This window comes from Methanospirillum stamsii, from assembly GCF_003173335.1.
Lineage (GTDB): Archaea > Halobacteriota > Methanomicrobia > Methanomicrobiales > Methanospirillaceae > Methanospirillum > Methanospirillum stamsii.
This window is the reverse complement of the sequence record NZ_QGMZ01000021.1, coordinates 35,584-53,001: the sequence shown is the minus strand read 5'-3', so window position 1 is coordinate 53,001 and position 17,418 is coordinate 35,584. Positions and strand designations below refer to the sequence as shown.

19 protein-coding genes are annotated in these 17,418 nt (G+C 41.2%); 6 read left to right on the top strand and 13 right to left on the bottom strand.

The features are described 5' to 3' along the window. Positions 1-28 precede the first annotated feature (28 nt). The 8 genes from DLD82_RS18955 to DLD82_RS11285 form a co-directional block, all read right to left on the bottom strand. Positions 29-325, bottom strand: a complete 297-nt coding sequence (locus tag DLD82_RS18955) for a hypothetical protein (protein ID WP_109941232.1) — start codon at positions 323-325, stop codon at positions 29-31. Positions 326-533: 208 nt separating this feature from the next. Further along, entirely contained in the window at positions 534-779 is a 246-nt protein-coding gene (locus DLD82_RS11310) for a hypothetical protein (RefSeq protein ID WP_109941231.1), read from the bottom strand. A 93-nt stretch (positions 780-872) separates the two neighbouring features. Further along, positions 873-1,199, bottom strand: a complete 327-nt coding sequence (locus DLD82_RS11305; RefSeq protein ID WP_245920425.1) for a hypothetical protein — start codon at positions 1,197-1,199, stop codon at positions 873-875. After that, positions 1,196-4,354 carry a hypothetical protein gene (locus tag DLD82_RS11300; protein ID WP_109941229.1) on the bottom strand — a complete coding sequence of 1,053 codons (3,159 nt, stop codon included), beginning with the start codon at positions 4,352-4,354 and terminating at the stop codon, positions 1,196-1,198. The genes DLD82_RS11305 and DLD82_RS11300 overlap by 4 nt, the downstream gene beginning before the upstream one ends. Beyond that, the gene (locus DLD82_RS11295; RefSeq protein WP_109941228.1) at positions 4,351-4,638 is read right to left on the bottom strand and encodes a hypothetical protein; all 288 of its coding nucleotides are present in this window, start codon (positions 4,636-4,638) and stop codon (positions 4,351-4,353) included. The genes DLD82_RS11300 and DLD82_RS11295 overlap by 4 nt, the downstream gene beginning before the upstream one ends. Continuing rightward, on the bottom strand, positions 4,635-4,967 hold the full coding sequence (locus DLD82_RS11290; RefSeq protein WP_109941227.1) for a hypothetical protein: 333 nt from the start codon (positions 4,965-4,967) through the stop codon (positions 4,635-4,637). Before DLD82_RS11290 ends, DLD82_RS11295 begins: the two co-directional genes overlap by 4 nt. Positions 4,968-5,241: 274 nt before the next feature. Further along, the gene (locus DLD82_RS18640) at positions 5,242-5,400 is read right to left on the bottom strand and encodes a hypothetical protein (RefSeq protein WP_181391392.1); all 159 of its coding nucleotides are present in this window, start codon (positions 5,398-5,400) and stop codon (positions 5,242-5,244) included. A 186-nt stretch (positions 5,401-5,586) separates the two neighbouring features. After that, positions 5,587-6,129: a hypothetical protein gene (locus DLD82_RS11285; protein WP_109941226.1), complete on the bottom strand. Its 543-nt coding sequence runs from the start codon at positions 6,127-6,129 to the stop codon at positions 5,587-5,589. 116 nt (positions 6,130-6,245) lie between these two features. Here DLD82_RS11285 and DLD82_RS11280 point away from each other — a divergent pair, with 116 nt between their 5' ends. From DLD82_RS11280 to DLD82_RS11275, 3 genes are all read left to right on the top strand, one after another. Then, on the top strand, positions 6,246-6,707 hold the full coding sequence (locus DLD82_RS11280; protein WP_109941225.1) for a PadR family transcriptional regulator: 462 nt from the start codon (positions 6,246-6,248) through the stop codon (positions 6,705-6,707). A 4-nt stretch (positions 6,708-6,711) separates the two neighbouring features. Beyond that, complete coding sequence (locus tag DLD82_RS18265) at positions 6,712-6,960, top strand: DUF3467 domain-containing protein (protein ID WP_146199769.1); 249 nt, start codon at positions 6,712-6,714, stop codon at positions 6,958-6,960. Positions 6,961-7,219: 259 nt separating this feature from the next. After that, complete coding sequence (locus DLD82_RS11275; protein ID WP_109941224.1) at positions 7,220-8,455, top strand: RNA-binding domain-containing protein; 1,236 nt, start codon at positions 7,220-7,222, stop codon at positions 8,453-8,455. 138 nt (positions 8,456-8,593) lie between these two features. Here the strand turns inward: DLD82_RS11275 and DLD82_RS11270 are convergent, their stop codons facing one another. Continuing rightward, entirely contained in the window at positions 8,594-8,878 is a 285-nt protein-coding gene (locus DLD82_RS11270; RefSeq protein ID WP_109941223.1) for a nucleotidyltransferase family protein, read from the bottom strand. 249 nt (positions 8,879-9,127) lie between these two features. Here DLD82_RS11270 and DLD82_RS11265 point away from each other — a divergent pair, with 249 nt between their 5' ends. Then, entirely contained in the window at positions 9,128-9,751 is a 624-nt protein-coding gene (locus DLD82_RS11265; protein ID WP_219968363.1) for a KilA-N domain-containing protein, read from the top strand. Between the two features lie 187 nt (positions 9,752-9,938). Here the strand turns inward: DLD82_RS11265 and DLD82_RS19365 are convergent, their stop codons facing one another. The 4 genes from DLD82_RS19365 to DLD82_RS18635 form a co-directional block, all read right to left on the bottom strand. Next, on the bottom strand, positions 9,939-10,070 hold the full coding sequence (locus tag DLD82_RS19365; protein WP_281268005.1) for a hypothetical protein: 132 nt from the start codon (positions 10,068-10,070) through the stop codon (positions 9,939-9,941). 469 nt (positions 10,071-10,539) lie between these two features. Further along, positions 10,540-10,749 (bottom strand): type II toxin-antitoxin system HicB family antitoxin, encoded by a 210-nt coding sequence (locus tag DLD82_RS11260; RefSeq protein ID WP_109941236.1) that lies wholly within the window; start codon positions 10,747-10,749, stop codon positions 10,540-10,542. 229 nt (positions 10,750-10,978) lie between these two features. Beyond that, positions 10,979-12,655 (bottom strand): AIPR family protein, encoded by a 1,677-nt coding sequence (locus DLD82_RS11255; protein ID WP_109941222.1) that lies wholly within the window; start codon positions 12,653-12,655, stop codon positions 10,979-10,981. A gap of 150 nt (positions 12,656-12,805) precedes the next feature. After that, a complete protein-coding gene (locus DLD82_RS18635; protein ID WP_181391391.1) occupies positions 12,806-12,943 on the bottom strand; it encodes a hypothetical protein in 138 nt (45 codons plus the stop codon). A 245-nt stretch (positions 12,944-13,188) separates the two neighbouring features. Here DLD82_RS18635 and DLD82_RS11250 point away from each other — a divergent pair, with 245 nt between their 5' ends. Further along, complete coding sequence (locus DLD82_RS11250; RefSeq protein ID WP_109941221.1) at positions 13,189-16,089, top strand: tellurite resistance TerB family protein; 2,901 nt, start codon at positions 13,189-13,191, stop codon at positions 16,087-16,089. Further along, positions 16,086-17,414 carry an ATP-binding protein gene (locus tag DLD82_RS11245; protein ID WP_109941220.1) on the top strand — a complete coding sequence of 443 codons (1,329 nt, stop codon included), beginning with the start codon at positions 16,086-16,088 and terminating at the stop codon, positions 17,412-17,414. The genes DLD82_RS11250 and DLD82_RS11245 overlap by 4 nt, the downstream gene beginning before the upstream one ends. The last annotated feature ends 4 nt before the right edge of the window (positions 17,415-17,418 follow it).

The window sequence follows — 17,418 nt, the reverse complement described above, 5'->3', positions numbered from 1 at the left end:
GTTGAATGAAAATATTTTGAGAATAAATTCAATAAGGTGAGTTATAATTCGATAAACTTAGGTCAATTAAAAATGAACTTATGTGGTCATCTCCCATCCACAAATCCTTGAGGAGGAGGTCGATATCTTCAAGAGTTGTATCAGGGTAAGAAGAGAGATACATCCAATATTCAGGGTGGTCTTCAACGGTAACCTCTATCAGATAAGCAGAAGGTTTGGATGGTTTCCGTTTCTGATGTGATATCAGATGAATCTCAGCGGATTTTCGGGTGATATTTTTTCCACATGCGAGACATAGTCCCGGTGATGAAGGTAAGAGAGTCATTCAGTCAGGATATCTATTAAGTTTATCATTCTCCATCCCTTCTTGATTGCTTATCACAGGGTGTCAGAACCTTTTCCCATATGTCTATTGGGACAATAAAGGAGGTTTTGTGACCTGCACAATTATATATGTATTGTATATTTTGAATCATGATACCTTACTGCCTTTCATATATTCACCAGGTTCCCCATATCTCCATCGGTCATCTTTAAAAATTTTTACATGTGTTTTCTACTCCCTCTTCACGTGTTTTTTGAGAATATTCCTCAATATCAGCAAGAACCGGACTATCTTTCAAAGCTCCGAATAATAAATCAATATTTTTCCTTCTTGCCTGAGTTACCTTTACATCACTCATTTGAATCATGCTTTCCCACATTGCAATAGGGATTATTACTGCCGTTTTATTGCCACGATCATCAAAAATATATTGAAGGTTTGTTTGAATTTCCATATATCATAATTACATTATGAGTTAATCAGTGTATCTTCGATTTAGAAAAATGACTTTCTCATAGATTTGATATGACCCGGATCTTTGTTACCATTATGGTGTATTCTCTCTCATCACAAACACCGCAGCCTTCTTCTTTGGCCAGCCCTCCAGCATTCCCCGGACCTGCCTGGTCAACACCACATACTCCTCACCTTCTCCGGACAATATTACCCGGTTTTCTGACTCGGAAAGCCTCATCCCATCCGGAGAAAGCCCATTCCACAGCAGCACAAAATCACTCTTTGGAATCCTCATCACCTCTCCAAACCCGTCCACCATCACCCGGATCATTTCATCATCCCCGGGAAGAAGCCTGCCAACCTTCTCATACCTGACCGGATCTGCGATTCGCTCTGAAGTTATCACAAACCCCATCATACACCTCCGGATATCGGAGTAAAAACACGTTCCCGCTGGAAGCAGGAATCACAAAGTCCGGTCTTCGTCTCCTCATCCCACCAGGTAATCTCCTTCAGGTTACAAAGGCTGCACCTCCCAAGACTCCGGTTCGTCTTTTTCATTCCGGAAAGAGGCAGCACTCCCGGAAGTGCCGTAAAAGTCATGACCTTCCTCGAAACCACCCTGCTGTAACATCGGTCACAGATCACAGGACCTCCTGGATTTCCCCGTTCCTTATAGGTTCCTCTTCTCTTCCCGCAACAATCACACTTCCTGGTCAGTACCTCATCTGTCCGGACAAACCGGGCCGGATTGATATCCTGGTACCGTAATTTTTTACTCTTCGTATCTGATCCCGGAGGTGGTCCGGAAGGTATGTGCACAGTGTGCACTGATGTGCATCCATTGTGCATAACAGAATGCACATTCGTTTCAGTACAATCATCGCTTAATTTTTCAAAACAACACATTTTTGAGTTATTTGAATAAGTATGTGCATAATTTTCAGGAGCGATAGAGGGAACTATTCTGTCATCCTGGTCTTCTATAGCACCCGGACCGGAATGCACATTCGTACCTGAATATTCAGCATCGCAAGTATTTTCCGGAGCAGACTCCATATCGTTCTGATTGAATGTGCATTTCTCTCTGCACATACCGTGCACATGAGTGCACATTTGCACATTGTCAGGACTATCATCAGAATAATTACTAGAACCATCATCTGAACAATTGTCAGAATTACCATCTGAATTATCATCCGGACCATCATCATCCTCATGGGAATCCGGTTCATCCAGCCAGCAGGAACCACCACACGACCATATCCGGTCCATATCAAAATCCCAGGTGTACACCTTTCCCCGTTTGTACATCCCTTCTTCCAGAGTTTCCGATCGGTCATACACAGATAGCTGCGGACATTTCTCCAGAAGGCCGGTATGATGAGTCCCGTTCGGACCTCTTCCGTACAACATCCGGGTAATGGTTGAGTGTGCCCTGCTCACGAGATCCTGCAGATCTTTTACCGTAAATACCGTTTTGCCGCTGTTTCTAATCGCATCAATAAGGACAGACTCACTTCTGGTAAGTTTTGTCATCTGTGCACCGGATACCCCGTTTAAGAGATGGTAGATGTCAACCGCCTTTTTGAAGTCTTCCTTTGTTGCGGAAATCTCGATAAACCCATTACCGTCTTCATACCTCCGTTGGTACTGGCGAAATGCAGCAACCGACCGGATGAGGTCAAGCAGCATCGTCGGGTTTCGCCGGTTTTTTGATGATGAAAACCGGATATTTTCTGCATATGGGATGATTACCGAGACCTCCCTGATATTATTCCATATCTCCTGGCAGACAGAGATCTCATGTTCGAATTCCCGTGCCCGTGAGGCAGGTTTTGCCGCTGCAGTCAGTTTCTTTGCAAGAACCTTGTCGTCCTGCTGCTGGCTGTCATCAATCCAGACGGTGAGCATCCTGTTCCATACCTGCTCATCACCGGATCCTTCGACTTTTGCAACCCACCACAGGCACCGTTCCGGAATCACTTTTGTTATTCCGTTTCTGTCCTTGTCCACTGTCCGGTAGATGAATGGCTTATGGAACGAACTGGTAACACCTTTTAGTGTCTCCTGCATCTGTTCAGAGAGGCTGACATCATCAAGACAGATTACCATTCCTTTCCGGATTTCGTGGGTGTAAAAAAGTCCCTTGTTACTGAGCCCGCCGGACAGCCGAAACTGCTGTGGAATGAGGTCAAGCATGGTCTCAAAGGCATGGGATTTTCCTTTGCCGGATTCTCCGGTGACAAGAACATGTAGCCCGTTAGAGTTCACAACCAACCTTGATGCAAGGGACATGAGAAGACACCTTGCGACTATCTCGTCTCCTTCATGCATCCGGGTGAAAATGTCAAGGATATACCGGATCGGGTCTCCTTCCCGGAGTATCCGGATTGCTTCGTCATGAATATTTGGATCGCCGGTTGTAAGGGGAATTGTTGCCTGCATGGCGGTATCTAATGAGTTCCCGGTCTTCTCCGGCATCCCATCCCGTTCGGCTTTTGCACAAGCCCGGTCCCGGATCTGTCTCTTCTTCCAGGATTCAAAGTCCCGTTTCGGTTTTGGCTCCTCCTTTTGTGGTTCAAACCTGCCCCGGAGTTCATGCCACCGTTGGGTGTTTCCTCCGCAGGAGTTGTGGTGGCATCCGGTGAAGATGGCTCCGTTAGCAAACTGGATGGCATATGCACCGTCTTTATGGGCATTAGAGAACGGACACTGGTCAAAGATAAAGAGTCGTCCTACCTGGTATGGTTTTTCGGTATACGAAAGTCCATATCTTGTTAGCCAGGCTGCAAGGTCTGGTTTTCCGGATGAACTCATCCCTTCTGCCGGTCTTTTGTCCGTGGTATCCGTCTGTAATTGTGATGCCAGCTGGATGAGAGAGGATACCGGGACAACAGACATTGCCTCTGGTACATGGATGATTTCTGATACCCGGTGTGGCCGTTCATCGGTATGGTCACCTTTTCGTGATCGTGTGCCGTAGAGTTTCCATATCCGGGACGGGTTGAATACCGAGGTGTCAACAGCACAGTCGGTGTCGGAGAAGAACAGGTCAAGTGTTTTCAGGCACCCTTTCACGATATCGCTGCTCTCCGGGTCATTTGGCAGGTCAATCCGGTACAGGAGGTGGGCTCCGTTTCCGGAGTCTGCCATGACCGGATCAGGAAAGCCAAGTCCAAAGAGATAATCCCGGATTATTTCTGCCCGATTGAGAGCCGCTGTGTGCTCCTTGTCAGATGAACTGATTCCTGATGGCCGGAGGGGATCGATGTCTATCGGGAGCCAGCATCGGTTTGTGATGTCTCCGTCTCCGGTCTGGGGTTCTTTTTTTCCTGCCGTCTTAATTCTGTTTGCACACCGGGAGAGGAGTGCCGGGTTTACCTGGTTGAGTGTTACGTATATCCCTGATATTCCGGGCATATTATCGATGACGGCTGCATCTCTTGCAAGTCTGTCCATGTCGGTGTAGTATCCGTACCTGGTATGGTCTCCAAGTGAACGAAGTTCTACGACCTGTCCGGGTGAAAAGAGAACAGAGAGTCCGGTTTTTATATGCTCTTCCCCGGTCATGCCTCTCCTCCGGTATGTTCGGTATCATAGATATGTGCCCGGACTTTCCAGACATTAGAGTAGGGTTTTTTTGCTGTTTCTGTGCTCCACGGGGGAAAGAGGGTGTTCATGACCCTGGTGATGCTGGTTCTTCGTCCGATTCTGGTCTGTCCGGAGAGTACCGGGTACAGACCGGGGTGCACTTCTATCTCGGTTTCGATGCTCCGCCGTGAGATGAGGGTGTCTGCAGGTTTTATCGCTGCAAAGGCGGCTGACAGGACTTCTGTCCGGTATGGTGAGTTCATGCGGCAGCCTCCCTGATGAGCATGGCTCCACCGGGCATTATCCGGTATCTGGTCTTTCCATTTGGGTGGTACAGCCAGAATTCGATGGTTCCCGGAACCTGCTTCTGGTTTATGAGTGCGGATATTCTGGATATTTCCTGGTGAAAACGGGTGATGTCCTGTTTTCTTGCGGTCCGGATGCATAGAGCCAGGATGGTTGTGGATTTCCAGGCGATAAGGTCAAAGGTCCGGCTGGTTCCGGTACACCGGTCGGCAAGGTATCCCTGGCTTTTTAGGTCATGGATGGCAGACCAGACTGCAATCCGGCCGGTCCGGTTTTGATCTTTCATTGGTGCACCCCGGCTTTGTTTGGTAGAAATGATATTATCCGGTGAATGAGAGATATATGAATTACCCCTGCTTGATTTCCGAAGCCTCCAAGCGATGAAAAATGGCGGGGGTATGCTTTTTTTATTCGTTTTCGTTTTCGCATGTTTTTCCTCGATTTAGCAGATTAATGGTGCCTTTTTATGACTTCTCCTGGAAGGATCAGGTTTGATAAAAATAATTGTTTTTTTAGTCATTGCAGTTCCCCGGTAATTCCGGGTCTTCTTAGAGGGTTTTTCAGTACCCCTTTATCCTGTTTTGCATGGGATCCAAATTCCGGTCAAATATTGTCAGGTTCTCAAGAAGAGCAGCAGTCTGGAATCCTTTCAGGTGATTTTCCGGGAGGGGTGTCGATTCGGATGAGGTCCTGGGGGAAACCTCACTCTTTGGTTGCATGAACGGGTATTTGAACTTCAGGTAAAGGGGGTGAAAGTGAAAATTTATATTTAAATGGTATTAAACGGAGAGGTTTCAGGATGATCCGGGAATGGTATGTGGGTTAATTTTTTTGAGATCTGAGTAAGGGTATATAACCGTTGTGGGTTTGTGTGGGCAAATGGATGTGGAGTTATTATCCCTGAGTTAATAATGGGTATGCCAAATCTTTCTCATGAATCTGTAGAGAATCATGGTGAGTTCAGAATAGGCGTCTTCGATTATTTTGAATTCGATAATTTCATATTCAAACCCGGAACCATCAATCTTTAACGATCCCTTCATAACTCCTCCAAAACTATTTCGAATATTTTTCTGAAGACCTTCCTCCACGAGAACAACCACATATGGCTTTTTTCTCTCCCGGATCATGGTATATTCCATGGTTGCCGATTGGTTGAGATGATGAGGATCGGTGTCTTTTGGGAAAGAAAAGATCAGGATATGGATATGGCTGTCTTCGATGAGTAGTTCTGATAAAGAGTAATCGCGTATGTATTTATCTGGGTTAGAGCGCGGAGCGTCATTTTCCAGGTTTTCAGAGATTCTGACATTATAGCCCAAGTTGGTATGTATATAATGCTGAAGATCTGTCAGGTCTTTTTTATGCTCTTCAAAAAATGAACCAAAGATACCTATTCTGGTTTTTTGTTTCAGAATTGCTAATTCTTCAAACCGCCTATGATTCATTGTTTATTATTACATGTTTTTCATAGAAATGAGAGTTTTGGTTTTACCAAAGTTAGTATATACTAACTGATCTATTACCTACTGAGATATTGGTTAGAAAAATTTGACTGAGGTGTATGATGGTATTGGATGGGCGAATGGTGATTCATTATAGCAATATGCTTCCCCTTGAAATCCGTCTACCGGCGATGGCTCTTAAGGATGATAAGCATTGGGCGATTTTTCTCTTTCTTTTGGAAACAGGAGAGAAAAGATTTGGTGAGATAGGGAATGAATTCAATCAAAATAGTAATAATGATCTCTATCCGGTCCTGAAAGATCTAGTTGAAGGTGGTCTGGTTCGCAGATATATCAAAGAAGGGGATGAATGGATAGATAAAAGAGCAACCTGGTATGAGGTTACAGACCTTGGAAGAAAGTACCTTGAATTTCTCGAACAATTAATATTACCAGAGTCTGTTAAAAAAATGAAGAACAAAAAAAGTGCGACCGATGAAACTGGCAAATTTGTATTTGTTGCTACAGATCTCGTAAAATATACGCAGTGTAAGAAAATTGTAACTTCATATAATAGATGATATCATGACAAAAGATCCAATAACTAACATTATTCTCACACGATATTGCAATTCCGTTAATATCCAGGCAAGTAACAATGACATGGCCCTCGATTTTATGGAACTACCCGGGCTTTTTAAGGATGGAAAACTGGTTACTGAAGGAATCAGGGTTTATATGACACATGAACATGCCAGGCTTATGGCGAATGCAATTTTATCTACTCTTCAGGAAAAAAATTTAGAGGCTGGTAAAGGAAAATCCAAGGTCTAATTTACATAATTTTAAAAAATTTCCGGCTACGTTTATCATAGGTTCGGGTGTAATCTTCGAAGCGTTATATCGGTTTATCACATTAAACATTGATCTTATTGAAGATAATTGAGAACATATCTCATAGCAGTGGTTGGTTTATCAGGTATTTCATGATTACAATTATCCGGAATTGAGGGGAAATTCTTTCAACTCACAGCAGGTTTGAAAAAACCTCTGATTTAATTGAATCAGAAATCAGTAAAAGAGAATAAAAATTATGAATAAACTAGAATTACTCGGAATAATCGCGAACGGGGAGAATTCCGGAGTAGAGTTTATTCAGGATGACATCAGGCCTGAACAACTTGGTAAAGAAGTAGTAGCCCTTGCTAATCACCAGGGAGGAATGATTCTGATTGGTGTCGAGGATGACGGAGCCATTAGTGGTATAAATCGGGAAGATCTTGAACCCTGGGTGATTGATACCGTTTTTGCCCGTTATGTCCATCCCATGATCCTTCCCTTTTATGAGACTATCCGGATGGATGACGGAAAACGGGTAGCAGTTATCTCATTCCCAGAGGGAACTTCAAAACCCTATGTCCTCAGGCATAATGGTCGGGAAGAGATCTATATCCGGGCCGGCTCTACTTCCCGGCTGGCGACCCGGGAGCAGCAGGCCCGCCTTTTTGCTGCCGGAGGAATTTTACATCCTGAACTTCTCCCTGTTCCCGGGACAAGTCTTCAGAGTCTGGACCTTGTCCGGATTCGTGAGTATCTCTCAATAATAATCAGGGATCCTGAAATCCCGGACAACGAAGAAGCATGGATCCAGCGTCTTTTAGGTTTTGGTCTACTGACCCGTGCAGCCGATGAGCGAATAATCTGTACAATTGCCGGCCTCGTCCTTTTTGGGATTTCTCCCCGGAAATTTTTACCGCAGGCCGGCCTCCGGGTGATCGTCTATGATTCTGATGATAAAACATACCATACCCTTCTTGATACTGTTTTAGACGGGCCACTCACCGGAAGATATCTGATAGACACCAATGGGACCAGAACTCTTGTAGACGCCGGCCTTATTGAACGTTTTTCTGAGATTATCTCTCCCTTTATCACTCTCGAACAATCATCCCTTTCAGACGGCTTTCAAAGGGTTAAAACCTGGCTCTATCCCCGTGATGCTATCCGGGAAATAATAATCAATGCATTTTACCACCGTGACTGGACGAGATCTGTTGATATTGAAGTGAGCAGGTATGCTGACCGGGTAGAATTCATAAGTCCTGGTTCTCTTCCAAATTCCATGACGGTTGAGAAGATGATTGCGGGACAGCGTTCTCCAAGAAATCCTCTCATCGTAGAGATGCTCCGGGATTACGGGTATGTTGAAAGCAGGGGAATGGGCGTCCGGACGAAAATTATTCCTCTGATGCGATCTGAGAACCTGACCGACCCTGTCTTTGATGCGACTGAGGATTATTTGAGGATTGTTCTGCTCCGGAAAAAATGAACCGAATTACTTTGAGCCAATCCAGTTCCTTTTTTTCTCAAGTCAATTTTTAGAGTAACTATGAGGGTGTCTTGGAAGAAATTACTTATTTCTTCATAATTTTGGGGCGATCTGAAATTTCGGGTATGTGATTGTTCCCTAGGCATAGACGACTTCTTTTAGTATTGGATCACGAATGAGTGGTTTTAAGGCATCTTCTGTGACAAGATCCACCTTTCGATGAAATATTTCTTCAAGGTAATATTTTATCCCCATGAAATTGTCAAATGTTTTTTTTCCTTTCTCAAAAGTTACCAGAACATCGACATCGCTATCCTCACGTTCATTACAGTGAACAAAAGAACCAAAGATTCCGATTTTTTCTACTCCGAACCTTTGCTTAAGTTCTGGTTCGTGGATGCGAAGAAGGGCGAGAGGATCCATATGTAAATTTAGATATCAACCGTGATATTATTTGGTTATATGCAGGTATTCAGGTATTTGTTTTTACATTGCGATTAACAGTGGCGGGGATCTGATGAGTACTGTTTGGGGATTATGTAGAGTTTTAATCGCAATTGGAGATGATATCCATTCCGGGGAACCGCCGGGTTGTGCAGAAGATTGTCCCGGGCGAATTATATCTGCATTACTGATATTGCGTAATACAAGGATGCAGAGCGTACAGATTATATTATTCAAAATTGGTTAAGAAACAGAAATACCATTGAGTTCATCGGCATATGGGGACATTTAAATAACCCAAATTTTAACCCCATCGAATTCGATGGGTTTAGAATGCAAGCAGGACTCAATAGTTTTACTCTTACTCCCAAGCAATGGATAGAAAAAACTAATGCAATAGGGATTGTTTCTAAATCAGGCAGATATGGAGGGACATATGCTCACAAGGATATTGCCTTTAAATTTGCCTCATGGATATCGGTTGAGTTTAAGCTGTATCTTATCAAGGAGTTTCAACGGCTCAAGGATGAGGAACGGAAGCAACTTGGCTGGGATATCCGGAGAAACCTGGCACGGATTAATTATCGGATCCACACCGACGCCATTAAAAAAAATCTCATTCCTGATGAACTGACCGGGGCACAAATAAGCAGGATATACGCATCTGAAGCAGATGTGCTGAATATGGCCCTTTTCGGGATGACGGCAAAGGAATGGAGAACAGCAAGCCCTGACAAAAAGGGGAATATCAGGGATTTTGCAGATATTTCTCAACTTGTCTGCCTGTCCAATCTTGAGAATCTGAATGCCCATTTTATCTATGAGAACCTGACCCAGCAGGAACGATTATAAAAACTGAACCTGATTGCCATTCACCAGATGAAGTTACTTACAAAGGATTTGAGTTTAACAGAGATCGAGGAGATGAAATAACGAAACCGATGAAAGAGAATGATGAATTATTTGTACGGGAAGTGAGATCAGCGTATGGCGAGGAGTTACAGGTGAGAAGGAGGATATCGAGAACCTAGAGCGTCTCTTACGCTAGCTCTTTCAGCTCCAGACCGATGATCAGCTGAACTATGGTATTCTCCAGATCATGAATGAGAAGCGGGCTGCGGTTGAGAAGTTCATATCGAAGCCCTCCGGACCAGGTCCGGGATGGCAGCACGGTTCTGACCCCGGAGATTGCCCGTCAGCATCGTTCATTTAATTTCTTATATTCATTAGTTCTTCTCCCGGTATTATGAGAAGGGTAATTTCATGTCCCTTCGTCGTACTCAACCGGACAGAAGTATGCGATTCCCTATAACGGCGGGGTTCTTCTCCACTGGGCAAATAAGGTCCATTAGTATTTTTGACATATCAGGTTAGAATATCAAATGTCCCGGAAATAACAGAATATTTGGATTTAAAATCACTTTGAACATCAGATGATAAATCAGCATCGATGATAATCTGTTATAGGATTTTTTGATGAAGAATTTCTCCGGAATGGTAAGGTACTGTCACTCGTACCTGTTTATCACTTTGATATATTTTATGACTGCCACTCGTCGAATAAGAGTAAAGCCTTTCTTTTCAAGAATCGGGATGAGTTTGTCAGCAGTGATCCGGGGATGTGAATGGATTAATTGCCATTATCCATGGTAAGACTTGTGTTCAAACTGATGGACCGACTCACTACATACAATCGGCTCTTCTCCGTAGAGTCTGATAGCATCCTGTATCCGTTCGTATACCTCTTCATGTGAGTTCCCCTTGGTGTAACATCCCTTCAATTCTGGAACAAATGCATAATAGCCTCCTTCGTCCTTTTCAATAATGACTGAAAATTTATATCGGTTCATGTTTTCATCCTTGGTTAAGGGATGATTTGAATTTTCCCTTAACAGAATTTCCTGTGTTCCGTCCCCATTCAAGATAGTCGCAATCTCCCGAAAGCTCTCTAAAGCCGCTTTTGATGTTCTCAATAATCTCGTTTGCCAGAACATCCGGGTCCGGAAAATAAACAATGACCAGCCAACACCGTCAGATTATCTCTTTATATGGGGTATGAGTATTTCACCTTCCTTCTAATCATTCTTCAAGACGGTCCAGTATCTCAATCAGGTCCCCTCTTCGAAAGGTAGCAGCGAGTTGTTGAAGTGAAATATCAGTTGTTCCATAAAGCATTTTCAATGCAGTATCAATCGACACGATACTTCTCTTCAGGTATTCAGAGCCTTTTTCGTCGAGCAACTGTTTTGCCCGGGAAAAATTCTGATGAGTCAGACTATGAACGGGGCATCCCAAATCTCTTAGAAGATATTTTCCCATCTGCATTGCAATAAAAGCAGATGCATATCGCAGGAATGGGGGATCCTGGTCGGTTAGTTTCCGTCGTTTTGCTTCAGGGATACGATAGATGAGTGCAGCAAGGATGGTTTGAGCACCATTGATGTCATCTCTGAATATCTGATCATATAATCTCCCAAAGTGTTCCCTGACAAAATATTTAGCCTGATGTGGCTTCTTTCTCCATACGGCAAGAATTGCTTCAGCTGCAGTTCCAGAGGAAATATCGGTTGGTTTTAAGGGTGAATCGGTTCTCTTTCTTCTATAGGTAAACCCAATTTCTTGTATATCCATCTCCAACTGGCGCTGAATGGTATCATTTGCTTTGAGATCTCGGAGGTCTACCGGGTTCTGGCTGTTTGTTGCATAGGTTATCTGCCGGACAAGATCCTCATTCTCACTTGGTAACTGGTACAGTCTGACTAATACAAAGGCATCCTGGGGGATTATGTCCGGAGATGTCTGCATGAGTGTTTTATATATTGTCATGCAGGTCTGTCCTCCGTTGATTATCTGCAGGTTCTCAACCTTTACCGGGAAATCGCCGCTCTGAAATGCATTATAGAGAAATTTATCACAGGTCAGGGTGATCCCGTTATTGTAAAAGTAAAAATTTCCTCGTTCTTCAGAGAGTAAGGTATCTCGTATGGCCTCATTCACTCGGTTTCCTGAAAGCCCCAGGTACCGCCGGATATTTCTTTCAAGGAGTCTCTCTCCGTGGCGTTCGATAAGCGAATATATCTCATACACTGCCATCCGCCCAACCAGTACCCGCGAAAAATTGAAATCTTCAACCAAGGCCTTTCCGGTGAATTGAAGGGTATCATGTACTGGTTTTGCTGCCTGCAGGATGGCTACCAGCCGATCATGGTTCACATGTTCAAATACCGCCTGGTCCCCTAGATCTGCCCTTTGGATCTCCTGGTTAGCGATATCATTCCATATCTTTCCATTATTGCATGCGATTGCCCGAATCTGGGGGATATATCCATCACGGATAAGAGACCTGATCTCCTCAACTTTTGTGGATAATCGTGGGTTTAAGAAATCAAGGGGTGTTGATGGATCAAAGAGTGCCCAGATTGCACGGATGAGTTTACTGATCCCATCCTCCGGGAAATTGGAGTTGCCCTCTAAGTTTTGCTTATATTTTCCCTGGAACAGGGTGACGGTTATCTCCTGATCACACTCGAATGAAAGATGTATTGCATCAACGCCAAAATCTCCGGAGCCTTCAGTCAGACAGTCAAAGGTCTCCTCATCGGTCAGATCCAGGACGGTCTTTACGGTGAGAAAGACAAAACTTAATGATTTCAAGCGGGTTTCATCAGTAATCCCCAGCTCTTCTTTCGCCTGGTCCCGGATCTGTTCAGAGATCTTAGTGAGACGCTGATCGATGATTGCGATATTAATATTCATTGAGTGTTCTTCCTGTTGTCCAGATCATTATCTTAATGAGTCTTGTATCGGTATAGTTCAATATGGCTCTTCTATTGCATATCTTTTTCTTTCTCTCCCCCGTTCCCATTCATGATATCCGCAATCTCCCGAAAGCTCTCTAATCTGGTATCAAAATTCATATTGCTCGTTTCCATAATAGGGCGAGGGAATTTCCGGATACACCCGGTAGACATGTTCATACATGATCTCCGCTTTCTTCTCCACCTTTTCATCGGTATATGACTCCACCGGAAGACTGGTCTTCACTATAGAGGTAGTTCCGGATTGATATCGGGATTTATGAGTGAACACACCCAATATAATGCTCTTTTGTATAAATGGATCAATCAATATAATTCAGAATGCGTGGTTCTCTACCTTGATATTTTTGATTTAAATTTGAACAATTAATTTTTTTCAGGTATCAAAGAGGGTATATTATTATCAACTCAAAAAGAATGATTTAAAGGATATTCACTCTAAATGTTCAATATACATATTGAGATGATATTTTGTCGGATGAATTAAAGGGATGGTCATGTATTGGGAAAAAATCTGATTGTGGAACTGTTCTAGCAATATTATTCCTGGTTAGTTTTATATCGTTATTAATAAATTATGGATTGTTTTTTCTTTTAATTCTGTGTCAAGCAGGAATAATATTTTTTGATGCAATAAAAATCAGGGAAGAAAACAACAATATTGGACCAAATCCTATAGTTTTCGGGATATTAACAATATTTTTATGGGTTATTTTCGTTCCTTACTATATCATATATAGAAACAGATTTGTAAATGAAGAAATCAATCCCCATAAAACCATAACAGCAATCCCTGAGAAAAATGATGCTAAACCAAAGGTTCTTGAGACACCTAATAAACCCAATTCTCTAAATATTATTCATACAGAAACACAAATAAAACCTAAAGAGGTGGTTCAAAGAGGATCAGGATTTGAAAATAATGAGATAACTAGATACAATCTTCATAATGATTTGTTAATCAAACCTGTTGAAAAATTTTTTGAAGGGCCCATTAATGTTTCTAATAACAATAGTCAGACAAACGATAGTATCCATTCGTCTGACAATTTTATTGGAAGACCCAGGAGAGATTTTCGCGATTCCATTTATTATAAAGTTAATTTATCTAATGATCGTGCCAGTTTATTGCGTCCAAAAACTCCTTCAGTAAAAAAAACTACTTATTCTGAAACAAATTATTCCCCTCAAATAAACAAAACCATTACTACCAAAGAAACCCCCTCTCTCAAATCCGATGTGCTCACTTGGGCAGGCGATTTAAAGGAAATTCAAATACACAATTATCTTATTCTAAATCCTCTAATCTACTGGACTAGTAATCCTTCTGAAAACACAGAAGCTTCATGCATCAATTTGAATCTTCAAATTGGAACACCAAAAAGTGAAGCTAAAGGTTCTTTAGGATACTGGCCTCGCTTTTTAAATATCAGTAATGATCAGAGAGCAAATTATCTTCTTTGGCTCTCAAGTGGAAGATCTGCGGAATTATCAGATATTGGTTATGCATTTTTGTTTTTTTATGGATTAGAATATCGAGCAATTATTGAAAATAAGGATATCCCAATAATTATTCAGGAAGTTAATTCATTACTTAAGAGATATACTTTTTCCGGATCTTTTAACTCGTATCTAACATCGTTTATTGCATACATTTCAGCAAAAAATCTTTCTAGCATAAATGAGGAGAATTTTACTCAATTTTTCCCTAACCTCCTTGATTTATCACATGATCAAGTTCTTGTTTTACTTGCATGGTATACAGAAAATAGTAAACCAATCGATTGGGAGATAGCGTATTCTCTCGCAAATACAATTCAGGACACTCCTAAATCAATAATTACTCAAAAGTTATCCCCTCAATTCAAAAGATTATTTGAAATAAAATTCAAATCGCAATATCCTAATGGATTGATACTCAAACCATCAGCAAGAAATTATTTAATGAAATATCGACCCGCAAGCCCTTCATTACTCCCTTATTATCAAAGTTACTCCTCAGATAGAGAATTAGAAAGTGTTGAGATAACTAATCCTCTCGGAAAAAAGAGTCAATTTAAGAAAATATTCATAATTTGGAGTGAATCAATTGAAGAACTAAATAATGCTTCCCGAAAGATAGGAAAGGGAGAACAGGAATTAACAGCACAGGCATATCAATCACTACCTGATATTTTAAAAAAGGAGATTGATCACCCAGATAAATCAAAATGGGATCTAATATTTACTTCATCTAATTATGATGGAGAAGCAACATATGTTTCAATCAGTTCTCTAGCAACATTAAACCAAATTGAAAAAAGAGATCGCCTTACACCAACTCAAAGCAGGCAATTGTTCAATATTGCTCGAGAAATCGGATATATCCTCATTCCAGACCCTCGTATTACAGGAACACCATATCGATGGGACGATAATGTCGTAATGTATCCATTACCTGATAAAAGTATATTTACATCGGAAGCCTATCCATCGACTGCTTTTATTCTCGAACTAGGAATGAGTATTGCTCTCGTGGATGGAAAAATATCATTAGAAGAACAAGACCATCTTGAACGGTTCATTTTTGGATCCTCTGAACTAACTCAATTAGATGTCGATTGTCTTAAACTATATCAAAAGATTCTCAATACAAGCCCTCCTTCACTAGAAAGGTTGGGTACACGATTAAAGGAACATCTGAATGAGAATAATAGAATAATCGTAGCAGAGTATCTTCGGGATATGGCTTCTGCAGATGGATATCTTGAGCCGAATGAATATAAGTCATTAAATAAGATTTTTAAATATATGGGTCTTGGGAAGGATGATATTCAAACATTATTCCCATTTGATTTACCTAAATCCTCATCTGAACAACCTATACAAATTTCTCGCTCTTTATCTATGAGAGAAGGAGAGGTCATAGGACAACCAGCACCTATTGAACCCTCTTTTGTCTTAAATCTAGAATTAGTAGATGATAAATTAAATAAAACGCTTAAAGTCCAAAAAATTCTACACGATTCGCTTACTTCAGAAGAAAACAATATTGAAGATGGTTCTAATCTATCTAATAATGACAGTGATTTATCAAACAATATTGAAATTGACTCTCCTAAAACACTTGATAATTCTTCCAATATCAATAATCATGGACTTCATCCAAAATATATTCCATTCTTAAAAGATGTGACGAAACCTAGTTCACTGTCTAAAATGGAATTACAGAATATTTGCAGAAATAATCGATTTATGTTGGATGCTACAATTGAAGAGATAAATACCTGGTCTGATGAGAATTACGGGGACTATCTTTTTGAAAATACAGATGAAGAAGAAATTTCATTAAATTTTGATATCAGAGCAAAAATTTTGGAGGACATAATATGACTATATCAATCAAACCACGAGAACGAACCGCAATTATTCAATCACTTAATGCCGGAGTTGTTCCACGGATCGGCCTACATCATATTCAGGTAGGGAGAACCGATGAAATTCAAGCAGTTCTTTCGGACATCGCAAAAATCAAAGATGATTGTGCCACAATTAGATTTATCATTGGTCGATATGGTTCCGGGAAAAGTTTTTTTCTGAATTTAAGTAGAACCGTTGCTTTAGAACAGAAATTAGTTGTGACTCAAGCAGATATTACTCCTGATAGACGACTTCATGCATCTAATGGCCAGGCCCGGCAACTATACGCTGAACTTATGCACAATATGTCAACCAAAGCAAAACCAGAAGGTGGAGCAATGGTCAGTATTGTAGAAAAATGGATTTCTGATTTGGATTTTACTATAAGAGAAGAAGGAAAAGACCATATTGAAGTTACTAAATCTATATATCACAAATTAAAACCTCTTCAGGATCTTGTCTCCGGGTATGATTTCGCTACAGTTGTTGCAAAATATTATGAAGGATATAATTCACAAAATGAAGTCCTTCAAAGTTCCAGTATTCGATGGTTGAGTGGAGAATATTCTACAAAAACAGAGGCATATCATGATTTGGGAGTAAGGACGATAATCAACGATTCAACAATATATGATTATTTAAAATTATGGGGCTCTTTCGTTCGAATGGCAGGTTATCAGGGTATTCTAATAAATATCGATGAAATGGGAGTGCTTTCACATCGCCTAAATAGTTCTCAAGCTCGAAATGCCAATTATGAGATGATACTGAGGATTCTTAATGATTCACTTCAGGGAAATGTGAAAAATATCGGATTTATGTTTGCCGGAATTGATGAATTCCTATCAGATAAAAGACGAGGATTAATGAGTTATGAAGCATTAGCTCGAAGACTTTCAGAAAATGAGTTTGCACAACATGGAAGGAAAGATTATTCAGGACCAGTAATCCATCTTGAAAATCTGACACCAGAAGACACCTATGTCCTATTTCATAATATTCGTAATGTGTATGCTTTTGGTGATTCCGAAAAATACCTGATCCCCAATGAGGGAATTACCGCTTTTATGAATTATTGTGCTAAAACACTTGGTTCCGAGTTTTATATGACACCAGGTGACAGTGTAAAAAAATTTGTAGGATTTCTTTCTGTTATTGAACAAAATTCTCAAGAATCCTGGCAGGAAATATTGAATATGTTGCCAAAAGAATCAAATCCAAAGCAAGATGAGACTGATTCTTCAGAATTACTTTTAAAAGATGATGATGAAGATGAATTGGTTTCTATGAAATTATAATTCA

Coding starts and splice junctions, on each gene's coding strand:
- DLD82_RS18955 (WP_109941232.1), bottom strand. CDS start 325: ATGACTCTCTTACCTTCATCACCGGGACTATGTCTCGCATGTGGAAAA.
- DLD82_RS11310 (WP_109941231.1), bottom strand. CDS start 779: ATGGAAATTCAAACAAACCTTCAATATATTTTTGATGATCGTGGCAAT.
- DLD82_RS11305 (WP_245920425.1), bottom strand. CDS start 1,199: ATGATGGGGTTTGTGATAACTTCAGAGCGAATCGCAGATCCGGTCAGG.
- DLD82_RS11300 (WP_109941229.1), bottom strand. CDS start 4,354: ATGACCGGGGAAGAGCATATAAAAACCGGACTCTCTGTTCTCTTTTCA.
- DLD82_RS11295 (WP_109941228.1), bottom strand. CDS start 4,638: ATGAACTCACCATACCGGACAGAAGTCCTGTCAGCCGCCTTTGCAGCG.
- DLD82_RS11290 (WP_109941227.1), bottom strand. CDS start 4,967: ATGAAAGATCAAAACCGGACCGGCCGGATTGCAGTCTGGTCTGCCATC.
- DLD82_RS18640 (WP_181391392.1), bottom strand. CDS start 5,400: ATGCAACCAAAGAGTGAGGTTTCCCCCAGGACCTCATCCGAATCGACA.
- DLD82_RS11285 (WP_109941226.1), bottom strand. CDS start 6,129: ATGAATCATAGGCGGTTTGAAGAATTAGCAATTCTGAAACAAAAAACC.
- DLD82_RS11280 (WP_109941225.1), top strand. CDS start 6,246: ATGATGGTATTGGATGGGCGAATGGTGATTCATTATAGCAATATGCTT.
- DLD82_RS18265 (WP_146199769.1), top strand. CDS start 6,712: ATGACAAAAGATCCAATAACTAACATTATTCTCACACGATATTGCAAT.
- DLD82_RS11275 (WP_109941224.1), top strand. CDS start 7,220: ATGAATAAACTAGAATTACTCGGAATAATCGCGAACGGGGAGAATTCC.
- DLD82_RS11270 (WP_109941223.1), bottom strand. CDS start 8,878: ATGGATCCTCTCGCCCTTCTTCGCATCCACGAACCAGAACTTAAGCAA.
- DLD82_RS11260 (WP_109941236.1), bottom strand. CDS start 10,749: ATGAACCGATATAAATTTTCAGTCATTATTGAAAAGGACGAAGGAGGC.
- DLD82_RS11255 (WP_109941222.1), bottom strand. CDS start 12,655: ATGAATATTAATATCGCAATCATCGATCAGCGTCTCACTAAGATCTCT.
- DLD82_RS11245 (WP_109941220.1), top strand. CDS start 16,086: ATGACTATATCAATCAAACCACGAGAACGAACCGCAATTATTCAATCA.